Raw genomic sequence first — 22,524 nt, forward strand, 5'->3', positions numbered from 1 at the left:
GGGTGCTTGCTTATGCCTTCGATGGCGTTGAGCGCTGTCGGTTGCCGTTCCAGTGCTCGATGGTCCCCACGAGTTCTCGAAGAGGTAGCGGGTCTGATGGGGCCACGTAGCGGAAACTCTGCGGCGGGTGGAAGCCGCCGTCTTGGCGTAGCCGATGGAGGTGCAGCGGCTCGTTGAGGGTGCAAACCTGGCTGAGATGTAGCAGGTAAGCCAGTTGGCTGCCATCGAGATAGGCGTCGTATTCGTCTTTACGAAGGCCAAGAGCCGGGTGATGGACGTTCCACGCTGTTTGAGGGTTGCTGACCATCACTTGGTTGAGGCGGGCAGTTCCGACGATGGCCATCACAGGTGCACTGGAGTAGAGGATGACCTTAGTTCCAGGTTTGGCGTTGATCGGTCGGCGCCTCAGCTCGATGGTCTTGGCCCCGCTGAGGATCGCCTCGGCGAAGCGGGGCCGCAGGGACAACAGCAGAACTCGCTGGGTCGTCATAAGGTTGCCCGGCTTTCCTGATAGATGGCAGCGAACAACTCGTTGGAGATCCGCAGCGGCTGATACGGGACGCGGTGCCCACCGCGGGTCTCGGCGAGCTCGCGCAACCGGCCTCGACGGACGGGCTCGGCAAAGATCTCCGTGTTTGTAAAGAGCAGTGCCTGGACCAGGTTGTCCTTTGCTGCCTGCTCCACCTGCTTGTAGTCCCATACACCCAGGTGCCTAAACCGGCTGTGCAGTTGCGCAGGTGTACTGATGAGGACCGCGTCCAACTGGGAGCAGGCGATGACAGCTGCCGCGTGCGGTGCATCCCGTCCGGTGCCGCTCATGTACCACAGCAAGCGCGCCGGAGCCTGTGGGGTGATGCCGCCAGGGCTGCGGTAGTAGACATGTTCCCTGCTGAGCCCTAGTGCATCTTGTCGCGGAAACATGGTCTGCGGCACGCCAAGCAGGTCGGCCGAAAACACCTGCTGGATGGGAACCAGGTAGGTGGGGATCTCGCTGTCAGTGATCTTGACCGGCCACCAGGTACGTTCGACCTCGGCGGCGGCTGCAGCGGGCATGCCCGATCTTAACTGCGTCGGCTCAGGGAGCCCAACGTCCCGGGCTGCGAGGGCGGCTCGATGGTTCACCTGCGCGGCCGTGTCGCACGCGTCGAGAGCGTAGGCGTGCAGGTGGTCCTCGAATGCGCGGAACCCGTCGTTTAGGGCTGCCAGGCGGATCGCAGCAGTTGTGTGGGCGTCGGCGAGCCGGATCAGAGCGGCACCGACCTGCCGCGCCTTTTGGCGTAGCAAGAACAGCAGCTGCCGAGCCAGCGTGTCACCCAGAGGATGGTCGACGACACGAGCTAGCGGTACGACGAGTTCAGACCCATCGCGGTGAGCGCTGAAGGTGGCCACCAGCTCGTTGTCCGGCCCGAAGAGGCCGGTTCGCTCCCGGTGAGCCAGGACAAGATCGCGAAGTCGTCTTTGGAAGTCCCGTGGGCGTTCGCCGGTCCGCGTGTTGACCATCCCCTGCAGGTCGGTGTCGTGACCAAGCCCGAGAAGCTGGCGACGAAATGCGGTATCCAGCAGGGCTGCTGGGCGGTAAGCCTCGGCGCGCACAAGTTCGTCGAGATGGATCACGACATCTGAGGGATGCATGATCCTCAGACTGAACTGCTGCTCGGCTACATCCCTGAACAGACGCGTCAACTCCTCGTCCCGGGTGATGAACAGGTTGAGGTCGGCCGCCACGGCGTCCGTTACGTGCCTCAGATCGAACTCGTCCTGGGCAGAGCGGGGATAGTTGGCTACCTTCGCTCTCGCGGCGGCCATGAGCTCTTCACGAGACTCAGCCGTACGCGTTCGGTCCGCACGTACTTGGGTCATACGTTGGGCCTGTGCGGTGCATCGAGACCGCAAGGCCCCCTCAATGCTGTTGATCTCGGCGTCGAGGGCGCCCGTACGTACGAGTTCGAGCCGGTCGGTGATCTGGTCGTCGATCAGTGACCGGGCATCGCGGGTGTCCGTCCGGTCAGGCTCCGCCAGATCGCGCAGGACGTTGAGGTCCACAGCGGCGCGTACCAGTACGTCTTCGCTCAGGCGGGTGAAAAGAGTCGGGTGGCCGTGGTCGCGCCACCAAGCCACCAAGATGTGGCCAGCCTTACTGCGTCCCGGCTTCTCCGACATCTGGCTGAATCCAAGCTGGATCCACATCTCGCCTAGGCCGTAGTCGTGCCGGCACCGCACCTGAATGCCTAGGTGGTCAGCATGGCTTGCGCTGATCTGCTCAACGAGTTGTCTTGCGATGCCGAGCCCGCGAAACTGTCGATCGACGCACAGGTGTGTCAGCCGGACCCGGTTCTTGGCCAAGGCGTACAGCGCATAGCCCACTACTTCACCGTCGGCGCGCGCCAGCAGGAGATTGCCTCGGCCTGCCGCCGCACGGTACTCGGCAATGGGTAGCAGCCCAAGCGTGGCACTCGATCGGTTGCCGATCTCCACTGCGGTACTGACATCGCTCTCGTTCCCCGCTCGGGCCCGAGCCAGGGTGATACCGGGCAGTGAACGCCCTGTTGGATCAACCGACATGAACGCAGTGTCTACGATTGATCGCACCGTGTGAAGCCACCTTTTGGGGCAGCGCCGCCTGAAGGGCTCAAGTGAACGTCTGGCGTCACAACTCCGGCGTGTCCCGCCACTAAGCCGTAGTAGTGAGCACCGAGAGAGGAAGGGTCCTCGATCCAGGGGCTCGCGATCAGAGGCCATGGCCGGGCACGCCCTTCGTTTCTCGTGCCCCCACGGGGGCACGGGAGGCGAAGTAGCTGCATTCCAATGTCACGTTCCGTAGAACTTGATACATAGGGGATCCGGACAAATGGCTATAGATGCTGGTCAGGAGATCGAGTGACCACAGACTGAAAATCGGAAGGTCGGCGGTTCGACCCCGCCCCTGGCCACATAGCCTTTCGCCGGGCTACAGGAGCGCCGATCAGCGGAAACGCCGGTCGGCGTTCTGCTTTTCACCCGGAGGCCTGCGGCCCTCTCTGACGGCGGCCCGTCTCGACCAAACGGGTGAGGCCCTTCCGACCTGAGCCTTACGGCCGAAGCCGGTGAGTAAATGGGTGGGTGACAGTCCTAGCGATCATCGTCGGCGGTGGCATCGGCGCCACCCTGCGGTACGTCCTGGGGCTCGGCTTCGCCCCATCCACGCCACCGGACTTCCCCTGGGTCACCTTTGTGCAACATGGTGGGCGCCTTCGCCCTCGGCGCCGTGATGACGCTGCTCGCGGCGCACCGGCTGCCGGGACCGTGGGGCAAACCGTTCCTCTCGACCGGTCTCATCGGTGGCTTCACCACGTGGTCGCACTTCATCGTCGAGTCGGATCAACTGATCGGGGCGCGGCGCAGTGGGGTGGGCATCATCTACCTCGTCCTGAGCATCGTCGGTGGAGTGATCGCCGCCGCGCTCGGCGCCCGCCTCGCAGAACTCCGGGTGGGGCGTCCCGCGGAGGGGCGACGCTGATGTGGGTGGGCATCGGGGTGTTCCTCGCCGGCGGGCTCGGGGCGCTGAGCCGCGCCGGGGTCGACGCGCTGGTGAAGCCATGGTGGAAGGCACGGGTCAGCGGGTCCATCCAGGCCTTCCCGGCGAGCACTTTCTTGATCAATGTCTCCGGTGCCTTCGTGCTCGGCATCGTCACCGGCTATGCCGTGAAGAACGCCACCGGTGGGGCACAGGACTTCGCGGCGATCGCCGGGGTCGGCTTCCTCGGCGCCTACACCACCTTCTCCACGGAGGAGTGGCACACGGTGGGGCTGCTGCGTAAGAACGGCGCCGTCGAGGCCTTCAACGTGCTGGGCAGCCTCGGCGCGAGCCTCACGCTGGCCGCGTTCGGTCTGTGGCTCGGCTCACTGATCTAGTCCATGGCCTGCCGGGCGTCACCACCCGCCCCTCGTCACTGATCTCGGCGCCCCTGCTGGCGGTGCTGCGCCATACCGCCCTGGATCGCCTCCCACACGCTGCGCCCGGCCTGTCGCAGGGTCTCCCCCGCCTGCTCGGCGAGCTGCGCCGCGCTCTGTGCCGCGGCCTGCGCCCCGGCCGGCAGACCGCCGCCGCCGCCGCCGCCGCCGTCACCATTTTCCGACGGGCTGGGACCGGGGGCGGGCGACTCGGGTCGGTTGCGGGGTTGCCCGGTCGGTGACCCCGCCGGGCCCTCAGCGCCGCCGGACTCCGGTCGTACCTGGTCACCCGGCCCGGGGCCCCCGGCTCGAGGCCCGGGTCCGCCAGCGCCAGGTCCCGGACCTCCACCAGCGCCAGGTCCCGGACCTCCGGCAGGAGGCCCGGAACTCTCGGCACCGGAACCCGAGCTGACGGGACCTGACCCTGGTCGGCCGGGACCTGGTCGGGCGCGGTCGGCGCCGGCCGTGCCCACCTGCTTGCCCAGTTCGTCGAGTACGCCGTCGGAGCTCCGCGCCGAAGCCCTGACCTGCGCGGCCCCCGCGGCCAACTGCTGCGCGCTGCGGTTCACATCGTCGATGGCGGTGCCGGCCGTCCGAGCGAGGGCCTCGATGATCTGCGGGTTGTTGTCGAGCGTGTCGAGCGCACGCCCCAGGATCCTGGTCAACTGCTCCAACCGCACCCGCAGCTCCGCCTCGGCGTGCACCCCGTTGATGTCCAGCTCGCCGCCGCTGAGGTGCACCCGTACCCCGGCGTCGATTTGAAGCAGATTGGCCACCCGGGCCCGCAGCGAGAGGTCGGCGTCCAGGCCGTCGACGGCCAGCCGGATCGAGTCGACGGAGACCTTCGGAATGTCGAGCAGGACGTCAGGATCGCCGCTGTCGACCTTTCTGTCCGACTCTCGCTGCTGCGCGTTCTCGCTCATGCTCTCCCGCCCCGCCTGCACACCGGCCCGGTCGTCCGGGCCGTTCGGCGCGGTTACCCGCTTTCCGGCGGGGCATCCCGTCCGTAACGGCTCGGCAACCCACTGTCCGGAACCGGGCACCGCGCGAAGCTGCACACCCGGGCATCAGCCGGTATGGTCCGGGCCTATGGGACAGGAGATGATCGATCCGGCCAACATCCGGCAGGACATCGACCGGTTCTCCTTACGGTGCAACCTCCTCGTCCCGGCCTCCGCCGAGCACGCGTTCGCGGTCTTCACCGACGAGCTGACCGACTGGTGGGTGGCTGAATACACCTGGTCCGGTCCCGATGCTCTCGCCGAGCTGGGCATGGAGCCCCGGGCTGGCGGAATGCTCTACGAGCTCGGCCCGTACGGCTTCCGCGCCGACTGGGGCCGGGTGCTCACCTGGGACCCGCCGCGCCGACTGGTCTTCGTCTGGCAGATCGGCCCGGACCGGATGCCGGTGCCGGACCCGGCCCGTGCGAGCGAGGTCGAGGTGCTGTTCCTTCCCGAGGGGCCTGAGCGCACCGCGGTCAAGCTGGAGCACCGGCACTTCGACCGGCACGGCGAGGCTGCTGAGGGATACCGCAAGGCGCTCACCGCCGGCTGGCACGAGTTGCTCACCCGCTATGTCGCCACGGTGTCGCGCCACCGCCCCACCAGTCCCGCCTGACCGACCCCACCGGATCAGCGGCCGATCCGACGATCAACAGCGGAGCCGCCAACGTCCCGACCGCCCAGGTTCGCGTGGCGACCGGCCTCCGCTCCCGAACCGAAGCCGGTGCCGCCCAGCCGGCGTGGCGGTGCGGTGCGCAACCTCGGGTACTCCTCGACGAGCCGTCGCTGCACCCGGTCGGACCGGTCGGCCAGCACCAGCGCCACCGACGCCGTGCCCGACTCGCTGGCCGCAGCCGTCTCCGCCGCCCAGAGCCGGCCCCCGATCACCTGCGCGAACCCGGCCAACCAGGAGCGGCGGAAGGCGGCGGGATGGTCGTCCGCGGGCACCGCAGTGGCGGCCAGGCCGTGCGCCGCCTGCACGAGCAGTGAGGTGAAGAGCAGGTCGACCCGTTCCAGGTCACTGGCGAAGCCGAACAGGTGCAGCGCGAAGCCGTTGCCCTGCCGGCGGCGTACGCAGCGGCAGCGCAGTGGTTCGGCGACCGCGGCGAGCAGACCGACCTTGTCGCGGGCGTACGGGGCGACGATGTCCAGCACCCGGTCGCCGACCGGGTCGGTGGTCGGGTCGCGGGCGGCGAGCAGCGCCCGGTCGACGCCGTAGCGGGCGATCAACTCCGTCGCCTTGGCGGTGAACGCGGCCGACTCGGCGGGCGTGCAGGCCGGGTCCTCGGCCTGGGCCAGCAGCTTGCGAACCTTGCTGAGCATGGCCTCGGACATGCCTACAGAGCTACCACATGGGCCGGACACAACAGGGGCCACGCCGCCATTGATCGATCAGTATCATCGTCACGGTCGGATGATCAGTCCAATACGGACGGTCAAACAACTGTTTCCGGAGGCATCCATGTCATCCCCGACCGCTCGCCTGCTCGCCGTCGCCACGGCCACCGCACTGCTCTTCGCCGGCACGCCCGCGCAGGCCGCTCAGGCCGCCCCAGCCGCACCGGCCACCCCCGAGACGAACGCCTTCGCCCCACTCGCCACCTGCTACGGCGGGGCCGTCCGGTCGTACTTCGCGGCCGGCCGCTACGGCGGCGAGGCCGGCCAGTTCCGCACCACGACCCGCTGTCGCGACATCAACGTCCGCAACGCGAGCGTGTACGCCACCGAGGCGTGCGTGATCTTCGTCGACAAGACAGGCGCCTGCAACTACTGGACCTACCTACCGGCCAACTCGGGCTGGATCACGGTGGCGACCAACGTCCGGGACGGGGTCAACTTCCGGGTCCGCTTCGAGAACCTGCGTTACGAGTACGAGCCGCTGATCGCGTACCACGCGTTCTGAGCGGCCCGCGCGGTCGCGGCGTCCGCCCCCCGACGGACGCCGCGACCCGGCGGCGTGTCACGTGGCGCGGCTGCGCAGGGTGGCGATCGTCGAGCCGGCGAGCGTGAGCAGGCAGTCGGGGAGCAGCCCGTCGGCCGCCGCGGCGCCGAACAGCGCCTCCCCGGTCGGTTCGTCCCGGTTGGCGTACGCGCTGACGAAGCGGGCCACCCAGCGGGTGTCGTAACCGGCCTGATCGATCCCCGGGAAGTCCAGCGCTGCTCCGCTGGCCGCCGGCGCGTCACCGAGCATCGTCGCGGCCAGGCACCAGGCGACCCCGTACGCGCCGCTCAGGCCGGCCCGGTCGACGACCGCGTCGAACGCTCCCACCACCGCGTCTCCATCCCCGGTCAGCGCCGAGTGGAGCACGGCGGCCGCGTCGTCGAACGTCTGCTGTGGTAGGTCGGTCACGCAGCGCACAGTAGGACGGGCGGTCAAGGGCCCTCAGCGACCATCACTGTGCGTGTTCAACGCGAGCTACCTGCGCTTTACGCCACCTCCACGGTCCCGCCGCTCGCCTCGGCACGCTAATGTGCGCAGCGGACCTTCGCCGGAGGAAGGACGACCATGCTCGTATCACGCCGCTCGCGGGTGGCCTCACTGGCTGCCTGCGCGACGATCCTGCTCGCCACAAGCGCTTGCGGGGATGACAAGGCCGAAGAGGCAAGCACTCAACAGGTGCGCCTCTACGGCACGGACGGCAACATGCTCAACTCCTATCCTGCGGAGTTGAAGGAACGCGCGAGTCTCGTCGACGGGATGAAGGGCACCACGCCACTCGTCCCGCTGCCCGAGGACTTCAAGAGCCGACTGCGGGCCGTCGATCCGGCGCTGACGGACTTCGTGTACTCCGCCGAGTCGTACGACGCGACGGTGATCGCCGTGCTCGCCGCCCAGTTGGCCGGGAGCACCGACCCGGCTGCCATCGCGAAGCAGATCGTCGGTGTGACCAACGACGGGCAGCGCTGCGAGGACCCGGCGAATTGCCTCGCGCTGGCCCGTAACGGGCAGGACATCGAATACCGCGGCGTGTCGCTGACCCGGGCGGGCTTCACCGACAAGGGTGAGCCGGCCACCGCGAGCTACGCCACGCTGACCTTCGACGGGCAGCAGATCAACGACGGAAAGACCGAGTTCGTCGGGGCTGGCATCGAGTCGGCGGCGAGCACCAAGACTCCACCGAAGCCGAAGAAGCAGCGCCCGGGCGGAAACCCCGACCAGGAGCCGCTGGTCCTGGGCGGCCTGCTGCCGAAGACCGGTGACCTGTCGATCGCCTACCCGCCGATGGCGGCCGGTGCCGCGTTGGCGATCAAGGAGGTCAACGCCGCTGGCGGCGCGCTGGGCAAGCCGGTGACCTGGCTGGATGGTGACGACGGCACCAACCCGGCAGTGGCCAAGGCGACAGTGGCCAAGCACGTGACGGACGGCGTCAGCGTGATCATCGGCGCCGGCGGCTCGGGCATCTCCCGGGCGGTCCTGCCGGACGTGGTGCAGGCCGGGAAGATTCTCTTCTCGCCGTCCAACACTGATGCGGGCCTGACCGACGTGGAGGACAACGGCTTCTACTTCCGCACCGCCCCGCCGGACAGCCTGCAGGGCCGGGCGCTGGCCGACGTGATCCTCCGCGACGGGTCGCAGAAGATCGTCATCGTCGCCCGGAAGGACTCCTACGGCGAGGGCCTCCAGGCCACCGTCCGCGAGGAGTTGGAGAAGGCCGGCATCGCCGGTGACCGCCTCAAGCTGATGAACTACGAGCCGCCGGCCGATGCCAAGGCAGCCCCGGTCGACTTCAGCGATGGCGCGAAGGAGATCAAGGACTTCGGTGCGGACGCCGTGCTGATCATCGGCTTCGGTGAGTCCGCCCAGGTGATCCGGGGGTTGGCCGACGCCGGGGTGCAGATCCGGCAGTAGGTACGACCGCAGACCCACAACGGCCGCACCGGCATCCGGTGCGGCCGTTCGTTTCGTGGGATCACCGCGTCCGGCGGCGTTCCAGGAACTCGGTCATCCGCCGCTGCTTCTCCTCGTCCTCGAAGAGCACCGCCTGGCTGACCAGATCGAGCTGCGGGTGCGCGGCGGCGGGCGCGTCCACCGCCAGCTTGGTCAGCCGGACCGCCAGCGGCGAGCCCAGGGCGATCTCGTCCAGCAGCCCGTGCGCCACCGTCAGCAGCTCGCCGGGCTCGTCCACCACCCGGTTCACCAGACCGATCCGCAGCGCCTCTACGGCGTCCACCCGCCGGCCGGTGAACAGCAGCTCCTTGGCCCGACCCTCGCCGATCAACGCGGGCAGCCGGTGGGTCGCGCCAGCGCCGGCCAGGATGCCCAACCGCACCTCCGGCTGACCGAAGACCGCCCGTGCCGTGCACACCCGCAGATCGCAGGCGTACGCCAGCTCCGCTCCGCCGCCCAGCGCCGGACCGTCGACGGCGGCCACGGTCGGCATCGGCAGTGCGCGGATCCGGGCGAAGGCGGCGGAGTTGATCGCGGCGAGGGCGTCCGTGCGGCCCCGTTCGCGGAGCTGGCCGATATCGGCGCCACCGGCAAAGATGCCCGCCGCGCCGCCGGTGAGCAGCAGCAGCCGGGGGCGCGCCTCCAACTCGGCGCAGACCTGGTGCAGTTCGGTGATCAGGTCGGCGTCGATGGCGTTGCGCTTCTCCGGCCGGTCCAGGGTGACGACCAGTCGATCCGGCCGCTCGTCGATCCGGAGGCCGGTCACTGTGCCCACCTTCCGTTCACGACTGCGGGGCTCACAAGCTCACTCCTCGCGCTCACTGCTTCGCACCGCCGCTCCACCGGTAGAAGCCGTGCCCCGACTTCTTGCCCAACCGCCCCTCGGCCACCATCTCCAGCAACAGCGGCGGCGGCGCGAAGCGATCCCCGTACGCGGCCTGGAGAGTGCGGGCGATGTCCAGCCGCACGTCGAGGCCGACCAGGTCGGTGAGCTCCAACGGCCCGATCGGGTGCCGGTAGCCCAGCACCATCGCCTTGTCGATGTCGGCCGGGCTGGCCACCCCGTCGGCGACCATCCGGATCGCCTCCAGCCCGAGGGTGACCCCGAGCCGGGAGGTGGCGAAGCCGGGCAGGTCGCGTACGACGACGGGGTCCTTGCCCAACCGGCCGGCGAGCGCAACGGCGGCGGCCGTGGTCTCCTCGGCGGTGGCCGGGCCGACCACGATCTCCAGCAGCGCCATCGCCCAGACCGGGTTGAAGAAGTGCAGGCCGAGGAATCGCTCGGGCGCGTCCAGCCCGGCGGCCAGCTCGCCGATGGCGATGCTGGAGGTGTTGCTGCCCAGCAGGGCCGGGTGCAGCGCTGCGGCGTCACGCAGCACCGCCCGCTTCAGGTCGAGTCGCTCCGGCACCGCCTCCACGACCACCTGGGGGGCGGGAGCGACCTCGGCGAGCGTTGGGCGCAGCGTCACCCGCTGCCGGTTCGCGGCGGCCTCGTCGGCACTCAGCTTCCCGCGCTGCACCGCCCGCTCCCACAGCTCGGCGAGCCGGTTCAGCGCGGCCGCACCCCGCGCGGGGTCCACCTCGACCAACTCGACGGCGTGCCCGGCCCCGGCCGCCACGTACGCGATGCCAAGCCCCATGGTGCCGGCACCGACGACCACGAAACGATCGCTCATCACGCCTCCCTGTCCCACCCGCCGGCGCGCGGGGTTCCCGCCACACCGGCCCGGGTGTTCCGCCCGTTCCGCTCGCTCATGGTGCGACCCTATTCAGCGCCACGACCCGCCCCATGCGTGGGGGAGCGTGGGATCGGGTAATGACGGCCCGTCAACCGAGGGAAGGACCAGTCGACATGAGCCAGGCACCGGAGAGCGTCACCGGCGGGGAGATCGTGGAGACCCGAGGCGACGAGCGGGTCGAGCTGCTGCGCGCCGACACCAACAACGACGGCAAGACCGACGTGTGGGTGGTGGACACCGACGGCGACGGTAAGGCCGACCTGTTCCAGTTCGACACCGACGGTGACGGCAAGGTGGACATCACCATGGTCGACATCGACGAGGACGGCACCCCGGACGAGGTGGTCGACGGCGACGGCGGTTTCCCGCCCGAGCAGCTTCCCCCGACCGTCCAGGTCTGAGAATTACGTGAGGAAGGGCCCCTGGCGCTGGTCAGGGGCCCTTCCCCAGCTATCAGGGTGAGTCGGCGAGGCGCAGGGTGGCCAGGTAGTAGGGGGCGTCCCGGTCGTCCACATCGGTCAGCTGCCACCCGGTGCCGTGCACCAGCGCGGCGAACTCGTCCGCCGAGCAGACCAGGTAGTCGAACCACTCGGTGCCCAGCTCCCGGTAGCGCAGCCGGAGCCGGAGCTGGCCGCCGAGCCGGCCCCGACGGCGGTTGCGCTCGTGGTAGCCGGTGTGCAGCGGGTCGCGGGTGCCGTACGGGTCGGTGCCGTGCGCGATAATCTGCGCCCCCGGTCGGGCCAGCGCGGCGAGCGCCGCCAGGAACCCGGGGGCACGCTCCCGACCCTCGAACAGTCCGAGGTTGTTGCCGAGCAGCAGGAACGTGTCGTACCGCTGGCCGTCGGCGACGTGCGTGTCGACGGTGCCGTGCACCAGTCGCCGGACACCGCGACGTCGGCTCACCGCCAGCGCGCCCGCCGAGGTGTCCAGCCCGGTGACCGGTACGCCGCGCTCCTGGAGCAGCAGCGCGATCCGGCCGGCACCGGTGCCGATGTCCAGCGTCTCGCCGCGGACCCGGTCCACCGCCCGGTGGTCGTACGGCTGCCAGTCCGCCGGCCCGTCCAGGTAGTGCGCGGCCGGCGCGCCATTGATCAGACCGTCGTCCCGTTCGATGATCTCGATGACCGGCCGAGGCAGACGACCGCCGACCAGCGGTCGGGGGCCCACCCCGGTGGCCACGGCGAGCGTGTCACGCAGCAGTTCACCGATCACGTCACCGATTTGAGGCTCGCCCATCACGACGTTCACGCTATCCGGCCACTCAGTGGCCCGCAGCAGCCGTATCCTTGCGGCGTGACCACGTTGGACCGGCTGTCGGCCGAGAAATACATCCTGCTCACGACCTTCCGCAAGGACGGTCGGGCAGTGCCGACCCCGGTTTGGGCGGTACGCGACGGCGAGGCGTTGGCGGTCTGGACTCGGGCCGACTCGGGAAAGGTGAAACGGATCCGCCGCAACGGCGAGGTGACCGTGGCGCCGTGCGACGTGCGGGGCCGGCCACACGGGGCGGAGGTGCCAGCCCACGCGACGCTCTACGGGAACGGTGACATCGGCCGGGTCCGCGACCTGCTCAAGCACAAGTACCGCCTGCTCGGTCGGCTGAGTCTGCTGGGCAGCCGGCTGCGGCGCGGCGAGGGCGGCACGGTCGGTATCCGGGTGACGTTGGCCGAGGCGCAGCGCTGAGACAGGGCTGACGTCGGGCCCGGCGGGACATGGAAAGGGGCGGCGGATCGAGATCCACCGCCCCTGACCGGAAAATATGCTGCCGCTCAGTCGCCCTGCCGCTGCTGCGGGATCTGGCCCTGCAACAGCGCCCTGACCTCCGACTCGCGGTACCGACGGTGGCCACCCAGGGTGCGGATGGCACTGAGCTTGCCAGCCTTGGCCCACCGGGTCACCGTCTTCGGGTCGACACGGAACATCGACGCCACCTCGGCCGGCGTGAGTAGCGGCTCTGGTTCGTGCGTTCGCGATGCCATCGGTCACTCCTCCACGTGTATAGACATCGGCCGGGGTCCCGCCGGCCGACGCGTCTCCCATGGTCCGGCTAGTCCCCGATGTCCGACATGGGCCGAACGGATGAAGGTCCCTAGACGGACGGATGAACCATGCCCGATTTTTACGACTTTTACACGGCAGAAAGTACCTTATTCGGACTCATGATCACGGTTCGTGATGCGTCAACTACGAGCACCGCTCACCTTGGGAGCGATCCTGGGGTGATATGCCCCTAGTTGCACCGCTCCAGCAACTGCACCGCGCGCCACCGGGCCACCAGCTTGTCGTACGCGGCCGATGCCTCCTCGGCCTCACCGCGTGACAGCCCCGCGAGACCACTGGCGACCAACTCAGGCGAGTCGTCCGCGGCGAGGGTCTCGTCGGAGAGCAGGTCGACCAGGCCGCCGTAGTCCAGCTCCACCACCGACCGCGGATGGAACTCCTCCAGCCAGCGAGCCGCCTCCTCCACCGCTTCGGTGATCGGCGCCTCGCCCACCGACTTGCGCAGCACCGACAGCGCCCGCGACGAACGGCGGCGGGCCTTGGAGATCTCCGTCCGGTAGCGCAACGCCCGTCGGTCCGGCTCGGTGACCAGGTCCCGCTCGGAGGGGTCGAAGAGTACGAACCAGCGCAGCGGCACGCCCCAGGTGGCGATCTGCTCGTGCACCCGGGGCACTCCGTGCTCCAACACCCGGGCGCCGCTGCGCCAATCGTCGATCACCGCCCTGGCCTGCCCGGCGAGCACCGGCGGCACGAAGGCGTCGGCGAGCACCGAGGGCACCCCGTCCCGGGCGCTGAGCGCTGCCTCAGCGACCCGGATCCGCAGATTCCAGGGGCAGACCAGCAGACTGTCGTCCGTCTCCAGGACGTACGCCTCCTCCGGCAGGTCCGGTAGGCGGGTCCAGCCAGCGCCCAGCGCCTCGATCACTGCCGTCCGCTGCCGGCCGGGCCCCTCGACCGGGGCCACGGCCCGACCCTCCGAGACGTAGCGGCGCCAGTAGCTCTGCCGGTCTCGATCGAAGGCGGGCAGCGGTTCGTACACGCGCAGGTAAGAAGCGAAGAGCGACGGCACGGCGCGATCCTCCCACGAACCGCACCCGTACGCGGTCAGCGGCCGGACCACGCGCGCCGCAACGTGGGACGGCGGCGGCGCGTCGAGCGCCTGCACGGCGGCCGATACTAGGCTCGATCACACCGGCAGCATCCCCGCCGGGTTCACCAGGTCCGCGTCCCACAAGGACGCACACCACTCCAGGAGCAGCCATGGGCGTATTCGCGAGCACCGACGACCCGGTATCGACCGGTCACGAACAGGTCGTGTTCTGCCAGGACAAGCAGAGCGGCCTGAAGGCGATCATCGGGATCTACTCCACCGCGCTGGGGCCGGCGCTCGGCGGCACCCGCTTCTACCCGTACGCCAGCGAGGACGACGCGCTCGCCGACGTGCTCGACCTGTCCCGCGGGATGGCGTACAAGAACGCGCTCGCCGGGCTGGACCTGGGCGGTGGCAAGGCTGTCATCTGGGGTGACCCGGAGCAGATCAAGAGCGAGTCGTTGCTGCGCGCGTACGGCCGCTTCGTGGAGTCGCTGGGCGGCCGCTACTACACCGCCTGCGACGTCGGCACGTACGTGGCGGACATGGACATCATCGCCCGCGAGACCCGGTACGTGACCGGTCGCAGCGTGGAGCACGGCGGCGCTGGCGACTCGTCGATCCTGACCGCCTGGGGTGTCTTCCAGGGCATGCGGGCCGCCGCCGAGCACACGTGGGGCACGCCGAGCCTGCGGGGCCGGCGGGTCGGTGTGGCCGGGCTGGGCAAGGTCGGCAAGTACCTCACCGGGCATCTGCTGGAGGATGGCGCCGAGGTGGTCGCCACCGACGTCAACCCGAAGGCGCTGGCCTGGGCGCGCGCCAACCACCCCGAGGTCACCCTGGTGGACGACGCCAGCGCGCTGATCGCCGCGGACATCGACGTGTACGCCCCGTGCGCGCTCGGCGGCGCACTGAACGACGACACCGTGCCGGCGCTGCGCGCGAAGGTGGTGACCGGGGCTGCGAACAACCAGCTCGCCCACCCGGGCATCGAGAAGCTGCTGGCCGACCGGGGCATCCTCTACACCCCGGACTACGTGGTCAACGCCGGTGGCGTGATCCAGGTGGCCGACGAGATCGAGGGCTTCAACTTCGACCGGGCGAAGCTGCGGGCGACCCGGATCTACGACACCACCCGCGAGATCCTGCGCCTGGCCGACACCGAGGGCGTGCCGCCGGCGGTGGCCGCGGACCGGCTGGCGGAGCGGCGCATGGCGGATGTCGGCCGGCTGCGCGCGATCCACCTGCGCTGAGCGTTTCCGGAGGCGGATCGACGGGATCCGCCTCCGGGCCTCCTGTGCCGGCCTGGCTCGGTAAGCTGAGGCCGGGTCAAGTTTGATGCGGTTTGTCCGGCGTCACGGGCGCTAACCGTTCCGCTCCTTACCCGGTACACTGGGTGACGGCCGGATCGACGCGACGCGCAGAGCCGGCTGACGGTAACCCGAGGTGCCGAACGGTGGCATCCCCATGTACCGTAAGAGCCACGAGAGATGCCTGACGTCATCGGGGCCCGCCTTCGGGCTGCCCCGCATTCTGTGCGAGGGGGTCGAGCCATGGGGCGCGGCCGTGCTAAGGCCAAGCAGACAAAGGTGGCCCGGGAGTTGAAGTACCACTCCCCGAACACCGACCTCACTGCCTTGCAGCGGGAACTGGGTGGTGCTGGAAAGTCTGAGCACCACTTCGACGACGACTCCAAAGAGTTCGTCGACGATGATGAGGATCACGCGGACGACGACCCGGATCCCTGGGTTCGTCCGACCCGCTGACCCCTCGATGCAGTTGAGCACGCGGTGACCCCCGCGTGCTCACGCACGTCTGGTACCGATGCAGGTGCCGACGATCAGGGGCCTGGCGCGACCGGAGACACTCCGGCCGCTCGACAGGCCCCTGATCGCGGCTATCTTCAGCGCGGGCGATTGTTCCAGTTGTAGAACGTCGGGATGTTCTCGAAGTGGTTCCAGGCGCAGACCGCGCTGGCGCCGTCCCCGCCCGACACCTCCGAGCGCAGCCGCCGCGCATCCTCGGCCTCCTGCAGCAGCGCGACGAGCGCAGGAGCCGCCTCCCGCACCCGCTCGGTGACTCCGTCATCCACTTCGCGCTCAGGCCGCCGGTGACTGGTGGTCTCGGGCATGCTCCAACACTCCCTCCAATAGGCGGATCTTGCTGTTGCGGCAGTGCTCGGTCTCCGTACCGTCAAAACGCCCCAGCTCGAAGTAGCGGTTGGCCGCATGGCCACCGCCGCAGAAGCCGAAGTACGGGCAGGACGCCCGGCACGCCTCCACCCCAGCCAGAAACTCACCCACCCACGGCGTCGCCGCCGCACCGGTCAGGATCTCCGCCAGTGGGGTCTTCAGCACGTTGCCGCTGCTGAAGTCGCCGTAGCGAGGGTCGGTGAAGCCGGCCAGCTCCGGGGAGAGCACGGTCACCGAGCCGTCGTGCCCGATCGTCGGGATCGGGTCCAGTTGGCGGGGCAGCACCCCGTCCGCCGAGTTGTCGAGCACCGCCGCGGCGTAGCGCAGCGACCACTCGATCTCGCGTAGGTGAATCCGGGGCTCACGGCGCCAGGCCGCGACCAACTCCGCCCAGAACGCGGTCACCGCCGACGAGTCGTGGCGGTTGTCGCGGGTGTTGACCCCCTCGGTCTCCTCGATGTTGATGCCCAACACGTCGCAGCCAAGCTCAAGGAAGTAGTCGTACAGCTCGGTGGCGAGCCCCGACTCCGGCCGGGACACCACGGCCAGCGCGGAGAAGGGCAGGCCACGACGGCGCAGCACGGTGACGCCGCGCAGGATCCGGTCGTACGCCGGCTGGCCGCCCCGGTTGACCCGGTCGCCGTTGCGCGCCCGGGGCCCGTCCACGCTCACGCTCACGCGCATCTCGTGCCGGGCGAAGAAGTCGCACCAGTCGTCGTCGATCAGGGTGGCGTTGGTCTGCACGTGGTGCTCGACCTCAGGCCCGAACGGCGCGATCAGGTCGGCCAGGTGCTCCCGACCGGCCGCCAACGGCTCGCCGCCATGCCACACCACGGAGAACCGGCCAGCCGCCGCCCAGGGGTTGACCGCGGCCGCCACCGCCTCGGCCACTGCCACCGGCATCCGCTGGTCGGCCGCACGGAACGGCAGATAGCAGTACGCGCAGTCGAGGTTGCAGAGGGTGGTGGGCTGCATGACGACGTACGACGGGACGGCGGCAAGACCGCGCATCCCGCTGAACGACTGTCCCCGAGCAGCCATCGCCCTCCTCCATTTAGCCTGAGGGGTGCCCTTCAGGCTAAGCGGCATTGGCCACTCGGGTGAAGCCCTGATCAGGTGCCCGTACGATCACCAGAGCGTGATCATCCCCGGGTGTGCTGACCAACCATCTGCACGTTGCCGGTGCCTTCGATGATCTCGCCGGCCTGCCAGGCCTCGACCCCACGGCCGGTCAGCGTGGCCAGCGCCCGGTCAGCGTCCTCGGCCGACACGATCGCGAACATGCCGACGCCCATGTTGAAGGTCGACTCCATGTCCTGGTCGTCGATCCGACCCTTCGTCTGGATCAGGTCGAAGACCGGCTGCGGCTTCCAGGTGGAGCGGTTGACCACCGCGTCGACGTTCTCGGGCAGCACCCGGACCAGGTTGCCGGGGATACCGCCGCCGGTGACGTGGGCCAGCGCCCGCACCTCGGCCTCGGCGATCAGCTTGAGGCAGTCCTTGGCGTAGATCTTGGTCGGAGTGAGCAGTTCCTCACCCAGGGTCCGCTGCCGACCGAAGTCGTCGATCACGATGTCCAGTCGCATCCGGGCCGCGCCCAACAGCACGTGCCGGACCAGCGAGTAGCCGTTGGAGTGCAGACCGGAGGAGCGCATGGCGATCACCACGTCGCCCACCTCGACCCGGTCGGGGCTGAGGATGTCGGCCTCCTCGACCACGCCGACACCGGTCGCGGAGATGTCGTACTCGTCCGGGCGGAGCACGCCGGGGTGCTCGGCGGTCTCCCCGCCCAGCAGGGCGCAGCCGGCGTAGCGGCAGCCGTCGGCGATGCCCGCGCCGATCTCGGCGACCTTGTCCGGCACGACCTCGCCGGTGGCGATGTAGTCGAGCAGGAACAGCGGCTCGGCACCGCAGGCCACCAGGTCGTCCACGACCATCGCGACCAGGTCGATGCCGACCGTGTCGTGGATGTCCATCTGCTGAGCGATCACCAGCTTGGTGCCCACACCGTCGGTGGAGGACGCCAGGATCGGGCTCTTGTACTTCTTCGTGTCCAGCCGGAACAGACCGGCGAAGCCACCGAGGTCACCCAGCACCTCAGGGCGGCGGGTCTGGCGCACCTTCGACTTCAGCAGCTCCACCGCGCGGTCGCCCGCGTCGATCGAGACCCCGGCGTCGGCGTACGAGACCGAGCGTTTGCGCGCCTGACGGCCAGCGCCGGCCGTCCAGGGCTGGCGGTCGCCACCGGCGCCGGTCGGGCTGCTTCCTGCGCCGCTGCGCTCGGACACGTGCGTCACGGTTCTCCCCTTTGGTTCTCGGTGCCGCGCCGGCGGTGGCCGGGCCGCGCCGGTTGGTGCTACGGGCGGTTTGCGGTCACGCCACCCGGAGTGGCGACGAACGAGCCGTTGGTGTGCGGGGCTTCCGGCGCCGAGTTGGCGACCCGTCGGCCCACCCCTTCCAGCACGTGCTTGCCGATCAGGTTGCCGTCCGGCAGCTCGATCGGGTACTCCCCATCGAAACACGCCCGACACAGCCGGGTCTTCGGCTGCTCGGTCGCGGCGATCAGGCCAGGAAGCGAAACGTAACCCAGCGTGTCGGCGCCGATGGAGCGCCGGATGCCGTCGTTGTCCAACCCGTTGGCCAGCAGCTCCGCCCGGGTGGCGAAGTCGATGCCGTAGAAGCACGGCCAGCTGACCGGCGGGGAGGAGATCCGGACGTGCACCTCCAGCGCCCCCGCCTCCCGCAGCATCCGCACGATGGCGCGCTGGGTGTTGCCGCGCACGATCGAGTCGTCCACGACCACCAGCCGCTTACCCCGGACGTTCTCCCGCAGCGGGTTGAGCTTGAGCCGGATGCCGAGCTGACGCAGGGTCTGCGAGGGCTGGATGAAGGTGCGCCCCACGTACGTGTTCTTCATGAGGCCGGCGCCGTAGGTGATGCCGGACGCCTCCGCGTAACCGATCGCGGCCGGGGTGCCCGACTCGGGCACCGGGATCACCAGGTCGGCCTCGACCGGGTGCTCCTTGGCCAACTGCCGACCGATCTGCACCCGCGCCGCGTGGACGTTGCGCCCGGCGATCGTGGCATCCGGGCGGGCGATGTAGACGTACTCGAAGAGGCAGCCCTTCGGCTCCGGCGCGGCGAACCGGGTGGAGCGCAACCCGTTCTCGTCGATCGCGATCAGCTCGCCCGGCTCGACCTCACGCACCACGCTGGCACCGACGATGTCCAGTGCGGCGGTCTCACTTGCCACCACCCAGCCGCGCTCCAGGCGGCCGAGCACCAGCGGGCGGACGCCGTGCGGGTCGCGCGCCGCATAGAGGGTCGACTCGTCCATGAAGACGAAGCTGAACGCACCGCGCAGCTGCGGCAGCACCTCCAGTGCGGCCGCCTCGACCGACAGATCCGGTCGGCTGGCGAGCAGCATCGTCACCAGCGAGGTGTCGTTGGTCGTGCCGTCCGCGACGAGGCCGCGCTCGGCGACCTCCTTCTCCAGCTCGGCCGTGTTGACCAGGTTGCCGTTGTGGGCCAGCGCGATGGTCGTGCCGGCGGTGGTCGACCGGATCGTCGGCTGGGCGTTTTCCCAGTTGGACGCGCCGGTTGTCGAGTAACGGGCGTGCCCGATCGCCAGGTGGCCACGCAGGCTCGCCAGGGTGGGCTCGTCGAAGACCTGGGCCACCAGGCCAAGGTCCTTGTAGACCACCACACCGGAGCCGTCGCTCACCGCGATGCCCGCCGCCTCCTGGCCGCGGTGCTGCAGGGCGTAGAGGCCGAAGTAGGTCAGATTGGCAACCTCTTCGCCGGGGGCCCAGACGCCGAAGACGCCACAGGCATCCTGTGGGCCAGGTCGTTGGGGGTCAAGGTCGTGGCTCAGCCGGCCGTCGCCTCGGGGCACCTACCGCTCCCTCATGCTGGTCTGGACCGGCCGGGCGGGATCACGGGCGGATCCACACTCCTCTGCCGGGACCACTGTCATCGCCTGACAGTGTACGCGAATCGCCGTCGACACAGATAGTCACGATTTCTGCGCTCAGAGTCACGGTGAGTGGGACATCGGGACAACTAGAGGGGCAGATACGCCGAGAGGTCCGCCCGAACACCGCTCATCTGGACGCGACCCTGGGCAACCGCCTCCGCCCACCCGACCCTCCCGGTTGCCAGTTCCAACCAGGTGTCGGGACCCATCTCGACCACGTTTGGCGGGTTTCCCCTGGTGTGTCGAGGCCCGGGTACGCACTGGATCGCCCCGTATGGTGGGACGCGCACCTCCACCGATCGGCCGGGGGCGCGCTCCGCGAGGTCGGCCAACAACGACCGGACCGCCTCTCGGAACACCGGCCTTTCGGGCGTACGCCCCTCGTCGAGCGCCGACAACGCCGCCGCTACGGCAGCGGACTTACTGTGCGGAGAGGACACGACGGGACGATACGACCCGCAGGCCGAGCATCCGACGTTGGCCCTGGGTCGCGCCAAGCCAGTCGGACAAGGCATAGTTGCCGACGGCGTATTCGAACCGTGATGATCCCCGGCCCGGCGCCCCGCCGGTCAGAGGGAAGTCAGCCCGGAAGGCGGTGGACGTGTCAACACACCGACGTGCCTGGAAGCAGCGGGCCGGTGTGGTCGTAGCGCTGGTCGCCGGCGCTCTACTCGCCGTCCCCGCCACACCAGCAATGGCCGCAAGCGTCGAGGTATCCCCGAACTCGGTCTCCGTAAACGCCGGCAGCGACGCCACGGTCACCGTGCGTGTCACCGCGGGTAATGGCGACAGCAAGGCGACGATCAGCCTCGCTGGCCTACCGCAGGGTGTCAGATGCGCCAGCGGTTGCGGCGATGTGAACTTCTCCGGCTCTCCCTTGAACCAGACAAAGTCTCAGCTGGTCAGGATCGCGGCCGATGACAATGCAGGCGACGCGACCGCGACCGTCACCGTGGCCGTTGAGGCCGACTCAGGCCCGGACACCAAAACCTTCGCGCTGACGGTCAAGGGCAAGGCCGCTCCGCCACCGCCGCAGAACCAGACCGTGAAGTCAGTCGCCGGCAAGGTCGTCGTACAGGCCAACGGCGACGCGGTGCCGAACGCCGTGGTGATGCTGCTGGACAGCGGTGGTAAACGCCACGACGCCATCAGCGACAACAGCGGCAACTTCCGCTTCACCGGCACCACCGACAACCCGATCGCCCCCGGCCGCCTCGAACTGGGCGCCAGCTCCGACAACGTCGTTGGCCGGAAGACCATCAACGCCAACGCCGGGCAGTCCGTCACCGGCCAACGGATCACCCTCGCGATCAAGGTCGAGGTGACGCCGAGCGCGACGCCGTCCGCCACCGCCGAGGCCGTCCCCACCGACGAGGCGACCGAGGAGGGCACCGAGGAGGAGCCCACCGCGGAGGCTACCGCCGGTGCCCCGGCGAACGCCGCGAACAACGAGGACGGCGGCGGCTTCGGCTCGTACATGATCATTTTGCTCGGTGGTCTTCTGGTGGCCGCCGGTGTCGGCACGATCGTGCTGCTCTGGATGAAGCGCAAGGAGAGCGGCGACGACGATGACGACCCGGCGACCGGTGGTGGCGGCGGTGTCGTCCCACCGGCGCGGGGCGGGTTCCGTGGCCCCGACGACCAGACCCGCGTGGTCGGCGGCCGTCCCGGCGGCGGGGCGGACCCGACCATGGTCGGCGGTGCCGCGCTGAGCGAGGCGCCGACGATGATGCACCGCCCGGTGGTCGATGACGTCCCACCGGACCCGTACGCCGCGCCTGCACAGCCGTACGGCGGTGCCGGCCAGCAGAACTGGGGCGGCGCCGGATACGGCGAGGAGCCGGCACCCGGCGGGTACGGCGCCGGCGGCTATGGCAACGCCCCCGCCTCTGGCGGCGGCTACGGCGCTCCTGCAAGCGGCTACGGCGCTGGCGCGGCCGGTGACGGCTACGGCGCCGCGCCCGGTTCCGGCGCCGGCTACGGCGGCGCACCGGCCTCCGGTGGCAGCTACGGCAACGCTCCGGCCTCCGGCGGTGGCTACGGCAGCCGTGACTACACCGCCCCGGCCGGGACCGCCGCCTACCCGCCGGCTCCCGCTGGCGGAGCGGCCTACGGCGAGCGGTACGACGAACCGACCGGCCGTTACACCGGCGACAGCACCCAGTACCCGGCTCCGGCCGACCCGTACGCCACCGGCGTCTACCAGCCGGAGCAGGGGCACGGGTACGGCCAGTCCGACGCGGCCCCGTACGGCGGTCGGGCTGCCGAGCCGACCGCAGGGTACGGCGGTCAGGAGGCCGGCGGCTACGACCAGGGTGGCTACGGTCAGCCCGCCGCCGGTGGATACGACCAGGGCACCTATGGCCAGGAGCCCCCGCAGCAGCGCGCAGGCTACGACGACCGGGGCTACGACCAGGGTGGCTACGGCCAACCCGCCGCCGGTGGGTACGACCAGGCCAACTACGGCCAGGAGCCCCCGCAGCAGCGCGCAGGCTACGACGACCGGGGCTACGACCAGAGCGGCTACGGTCAGCCCGCCGCCGGCCGGACCCGGCCGGACACCCCGCCGCCGACCGAGCGGGGCGGCCGACGCCTCGACTGGCTGGACGACTGACCGACCACAGCGCCTTCAGCGACAGCGAAACGGCCACCCGGATCTGCGGGTGGCCGTTTCGCTGTTACAAGGTCCACGCGTGGATGCCGTGG

General features: G+C 69.7%; 25 protein-coding genes and 1 tRNA gene. 11 read left to right on the forward strand and 15 right to left on the reverse strand.

Features of this window, described 5'->3' with window-relative positions:
• Window positions 1–10: 10 nt before the first annotated feature.
• Both ABZS37_RS08095 and ABZS37_RS08100 read right to left on the reverse strand, forming a co-directional pair.
• Window positions 11–490 carry a hypothetical protein gene (locus ABZS37_RS08095; protein WP_355166754.1) on the reverse strand — a complete coding sequence of 160 codons (480 nt, stop codon included), beginning with the start codon at window positions 488–490 and terminating at the stop codon, window positions 11–13.
• The gene (locus ABZS37_RS08100; protein WP_355166756.1) at window positions 487–2,475 is read right to left on the reverse strand and encodes a GNAT family N-acetyltransferase; all 1,989 of its coding nucleotides are present in this window, start codon (window positions 2,473–2,475) and stop codon (window positions 487–489) included. Before ABZS37_RS08100 ends, ABZS37_RS08095 begins: the two co-directional genes overlap by 4 nt.
• A gap of 388 nt (window positions 2,476–2,863) precedes the next feature.
• On the opposite strand from ABZS37_RS08100, the gene ABZS37_RS08105 reads away from it, so the two are divergent.
• The 3 genes from ABZS37_RS08105 (at window position 2,864) to ABZS37_RS08115 (ending at window position 3,891) form a co-directional block, all read left to right on the forward strand.
• Window positions 2,864–2,930: transfer RNA gene (locus ABZS37_RS08105), tRNA-Phe, on the forward strand.
• 197 nt (window positions 2,931–3,127) lie between these two features.
• Window positions 3,128–3,496: a CrcB family protein gene (locus ABZS37_RS08110; RefSeq protein WP_355166758.1), complete on the forward strand. Its 369-nt coding sequence runs from the start codon at window positions 3,128–3,130 to the stop codon at window positions 3,494–3,496.
• Between the two features lie 5 nt (window positions 3,497–3,501).
• A complete protein-coding gene (locus ABZS37_RS08115) occupies window positions 3,502–3,891 on the forward strand; it encodes a CrcB family protein (protein ID WP_355166760.1) in 390 nt (129 codons plus the stop codon).
• A 35-nt stretch (window positions 3,892–3,926) separates the two neighbouring features.
• Here ABZS37_RS08115 and ABZS37_RS08120 read toward each other — a convergent pair whose 3' ends face one another.
• Window positions 3,927–4,853, reverse strand: coding sequence for a hypothetical protein (locus ABZS37_RS08120; protein WP_355166762.1), 927 nt, complete (start codon window positions 4,851–4,853; stop codon window positions 3,927–3,929).
• A 166-nt stretch (window positions 4,854–5,019) separates the two neighbouring features.
• Here ABZS37_RS08120 and ABZS37_RS08125 point away from each other — a divergent pair, with 166 nt between their 5' ends.
• Window positions 5,020–5,547 carry an SRPBCC family protein gene (locus ABZS37_RS08125; RefSeq protein ID WP_355166764.1) on the forward strand — a complete coding sequence of 176 codons (528 nt, stop codon included), beginning with the start codon at window positions 5,020–5,022 and terminating at the stop codon, window positions 5,545–5,547.
• A 14-nt stretch (window positions 5,548–5,561) separates the two neighbouring features.
• Here the strand turns inward: ABZS37_RS08125 and ABZS37_RS08130 are convergent, their stop codons facing one another.
• Entirely contained in the window at window positions 5,562–6,266 is a 705-nt protein-coding gene (locus ABZS37_RS08130; protein ID WP_355166766.1) for a DUF2786 domain-containing protein, read from the reverse strand.
• A 127-nt stretch (window positions 6,267–6,393) separates the two neighbouring features.
• Here ABZS37_RS08130 and ABZS37_RS08135 point away from each other — a divergent pair, with 127 nt between their 5' ends.
• A complete protein-coding gene (locus ABZS37_RS08135) occupies window positions 6,394–6,834 on the forward strand; it encodes a hypothetical protein (protein WP_355166768.1) in 441 nt (146 codons plus the stop codon).
• Window positions 6,835–6,891: 57 nt separating this feature from the next.
• Here the strand turns inward: ABZS37_RS08135 and ABZS37_RS08140 are convergent, their stop codons facing one another.
• Window positions 6,892–7,281 carry a hypothetical protein gene (locus ABZS37_RS08140; protein ID WP_355166770.1) on the reverse strand — a complete coding sequence of 130 codons (390 nt, stop codon included), beginning with the start codon at window positions 7,279–7,281 and terminating at the stop codon, window positions 6,892–6,894.
• A gap of 156 nt (window positions 7,282–7,437) precedes the next feature.
• Between ABZS37_RS08140 and ABZS37_RS08145 the strand changes: the two genes are divergently transcribed.
• On the forward strand, window positions 7,438–8,781 hold the full coding sequence (locus ABZS37_RS08145; RefSeq protein WP_355166772.1) for an ABC transporter substrate-binding protein: 1,344 nt from the start codon (window positions 7,438–7,440) through the stop codon (window positions 8,779–8,781).
• Window positions 8,782–8,842: 61 nt separating this feature from the next.
• Here the strand turns inward: ABZS37_RS08145 and ABZS37_RS08150 are convergent, their stop codons facing one another.
• Both ABZS37_RS08150 and ABZS37_RS08155 read right to left on the reverse strand, forming a co-directional pair.
• Window positions 8,843–9,586 (reverse strand): enoyl-CoA hydratase/isomerase family protein, encoded by a 744-nt coding sequence (locus ABZS37_RS08150; RefSeq protein ID WP_355166774.1) that lies wholly within the window; start codon window positions 9,584–9,586, stop codon window positions 8,843–8,845.
• A gap of 52 nt (window positions 9,587–9,638) precedes the next feature.
• Window positions 9,639–10,496 (reverse strand): 3-hydroxyacyl-CoA dehydrogenase family protein, encoded by an 858-nt coding sequence (locus ABZS37_RS08155; protein WP_355166776.1) that lies wholly within the window; start codon window positions 10,494–10,496, stop codon window positions 9,639–9,641.
• A gap of 176 nt (window positions 10,497–10,672) precedes the next feature.
• Here ABZS37_RS08155 and ABZS37_RS08160 point away from each other — a divergent pair, with 176 nt between their 5' ends.
• Entirely contained in the window at window positions 10,673–10,960 is a 288-nt protein-coding gene (locus tag ABZS37_RS08160; protein WP_354992824.1) for a hypothetical protein, read from the forward strand.
• Window positions 10,961–11,012: 52 nt separating this feature from the next.
• On the opposite strand, the gene ABZS37_RS08165 is transcribed toward ABZS37_RS08160, so the two are convergent.
• Window positions 11,013–11,798, reverse strand: coding sequence for a class I SAM-dependent methyltransferase (locus ABZS37_RS08165; protein WP_355166778.1), 786 nt, complete (start codon window positions 11,796–11,798; stop codon window positions 11,013–11,015).
• A 54-nt stretch (window positions 11,799–11,852) separates the two neighbouring features.
• Between ABZS37_RS08165 and ABZS37_RS08170 the strand changes: the two genes are divergently transcribed.
• Window positions 11,853–12,242, forward strand: a complete 390-nt coding sequence (locus tag ABZS37_RS08170; protein WP_355166780.1) for a PPOX class F420-dependent oxidoreductase — start codon at window positions 11,853–11,855, stop codon at window positions 12,240–12,242.
• 86 nt (window positions 12,243–12,328) lie between these two features.
• Here the strand turns inward: ABZS37_RS08170 and ABZS37_RS08175 are convergent, their stop codons facing one another.
• Both ABZS37_RS08175 and ABZS37_RS08180 read right to left on the reverse strand, forming a co-directional pair.
• Window positions 12,329–12,538 (reverse strand): BldC family transcriptional regulator, encoded by a 210-nt coding sequence (locus tag ABZS37_RS08175; protein WP_007073996.1) that lies wholly within the window; start codon window positions 12,536–12,538, stop codon window positions 12,329–12,331.
• A 251-nt stretch (window positions 12,539–12,789) separates the two neighbouring features.
• Window positions 12,790–13,629 (reverse strand): hypothetical protein, encoded by an 840-nt coding sequence (locus ABZS37_RS08180; RefSeq protein WP_355167080.1) that lies wholly within the window; start codon window positions 13,627–13,629, stop codon window positions 12,790–12,792.
• A gap of 191 nt (window positions 13,630–13,820) precedes the next feature.
• On the opposite strand from ABZS37_RS08180, the gene ABZS37_RS08185 reads away from it, so the two are divergent.
• Together ABZS37_RS08185 and ABZS37_RS08190 are read left to right on the forward strand one after the other, a co-directional pair.
• A complete protein-coding gene (locus ABZS37_RS08185) occupies window positions 13,821–14,903 on the forward strand; it encodes a Glu/Leu/Phe/Val dehydrogenase (RefSeq protein ID WP_355166782.1) in 1,083 nt (360 codons plus the stop codon).
• Between the two features lie 300 nt (window positions 14,904–15,203).
• On the forward strand, window positions 15,204–15,416 hold the full coding sequence (locus tag ABZS37_RS08190) for a DUF3073 domain-containing protein (protein WP_354992828.1): 213 nt from the start codon (window positions 15,204–15,206) through the stop codon (window positions 15,414–15,416).
• A 137-nt stretch (window positions 15,417–15,553) separates the two neighbouring features.
• On the opposite strand, the gene amcA is transcribed toward ABZS37_RS08190, so the two are convergent.
• The 5 genes from amcA to ABZS37_RS08215 form a co-directional block, all read right to left on the reverse strand.
• Complete coding sequence (gene amcA, locus ABZS37_RS08195; protein ID WP_354992829.1) at window positions 15,554–15,781, reverse strand: multiple cyclophane-containing RiPP AmcA; 228 nt, start codon at window positions 15,779–15,781, stop codon at window positions 15,554–15,556.
• Window positions 15,750–16,853 (reverse strand): cyclophane-forming radical SAM peptide maturase AmcB, encoded by a 1,104-nt coding sequence (amcB, locus tag ABZS37_RS08200; protein WP_355167082.1) that lies wholly within the window; start codon window positions 16,851–16,853, stop codon window positions 15,750–15,752. The genes amcA and amcB overlap by 32 nt, the downstream gene beginning before the upstream one ends.
• Before the next feature lie 131 nt (window positions 16,854–16,984).
• Entirely contained in the window at window positions 16,985–18,139 is a 1,155-nt protein-coding gene (purM, locus tag ABZS37_RS08205; protein WP_355166784.1) for a phosphoribosylformylglycinamidine cyclo-ligase, read from the reverse strand.
• Between the two features lie 59 nt (window positions 18,140–18,198).
• Entirely contained in the window at window positions 18,199–19,737 is a 1,539-nt protein-coding gene (gene purF, locus ABZS37_RS08210; RefSeq protein ID WP_355166786.1) for an amidophosphoribosyltransferase, read from the reverse strand.
• Window positions 19,738–19,904: 167 nt separating this feature from the next.
• The gene (locus ABZS37_RS08215) at window positions 19,905–20,258 is read right to left on the reverse strand and encodes a sterol carrier family protein (protein WP_355166788.1); all 354 of its coding nucleotides are present in this window, start codon (window positions 20,256–20,258) and stop codon (window positions 19,905–19,907) included.
• 161 nt (window positions 20,259–20,419) lie between these two features.
• Here ABZS37_RS08215 and ABZS37_RS08220 point away from each other — a divergent pair, with 161 nt between their 5' ends.
• Complete coding sequence (locus ABZS37_RS08220; protein ID WP_355166790.1) at window positions 20,420–22,432, forward strand: hypothetical protein; 2,013 nt, start codon at window positions 20,420–20,422, stop codon at window positions 22,430–22,432.
• Window positions 22,433–22,524 lie beyond the last annotated feature (92 nt).

The sequence above is a fragment of the Micromonospora sp. NPDC005413 genome, from assembly GCF_040606435.1.
Taxonomy (GTDB): Bacteria; Actinomycetota; Actinomycetes; order Mycobacteriales; family Micromonosporaceae; genus Micromonospora.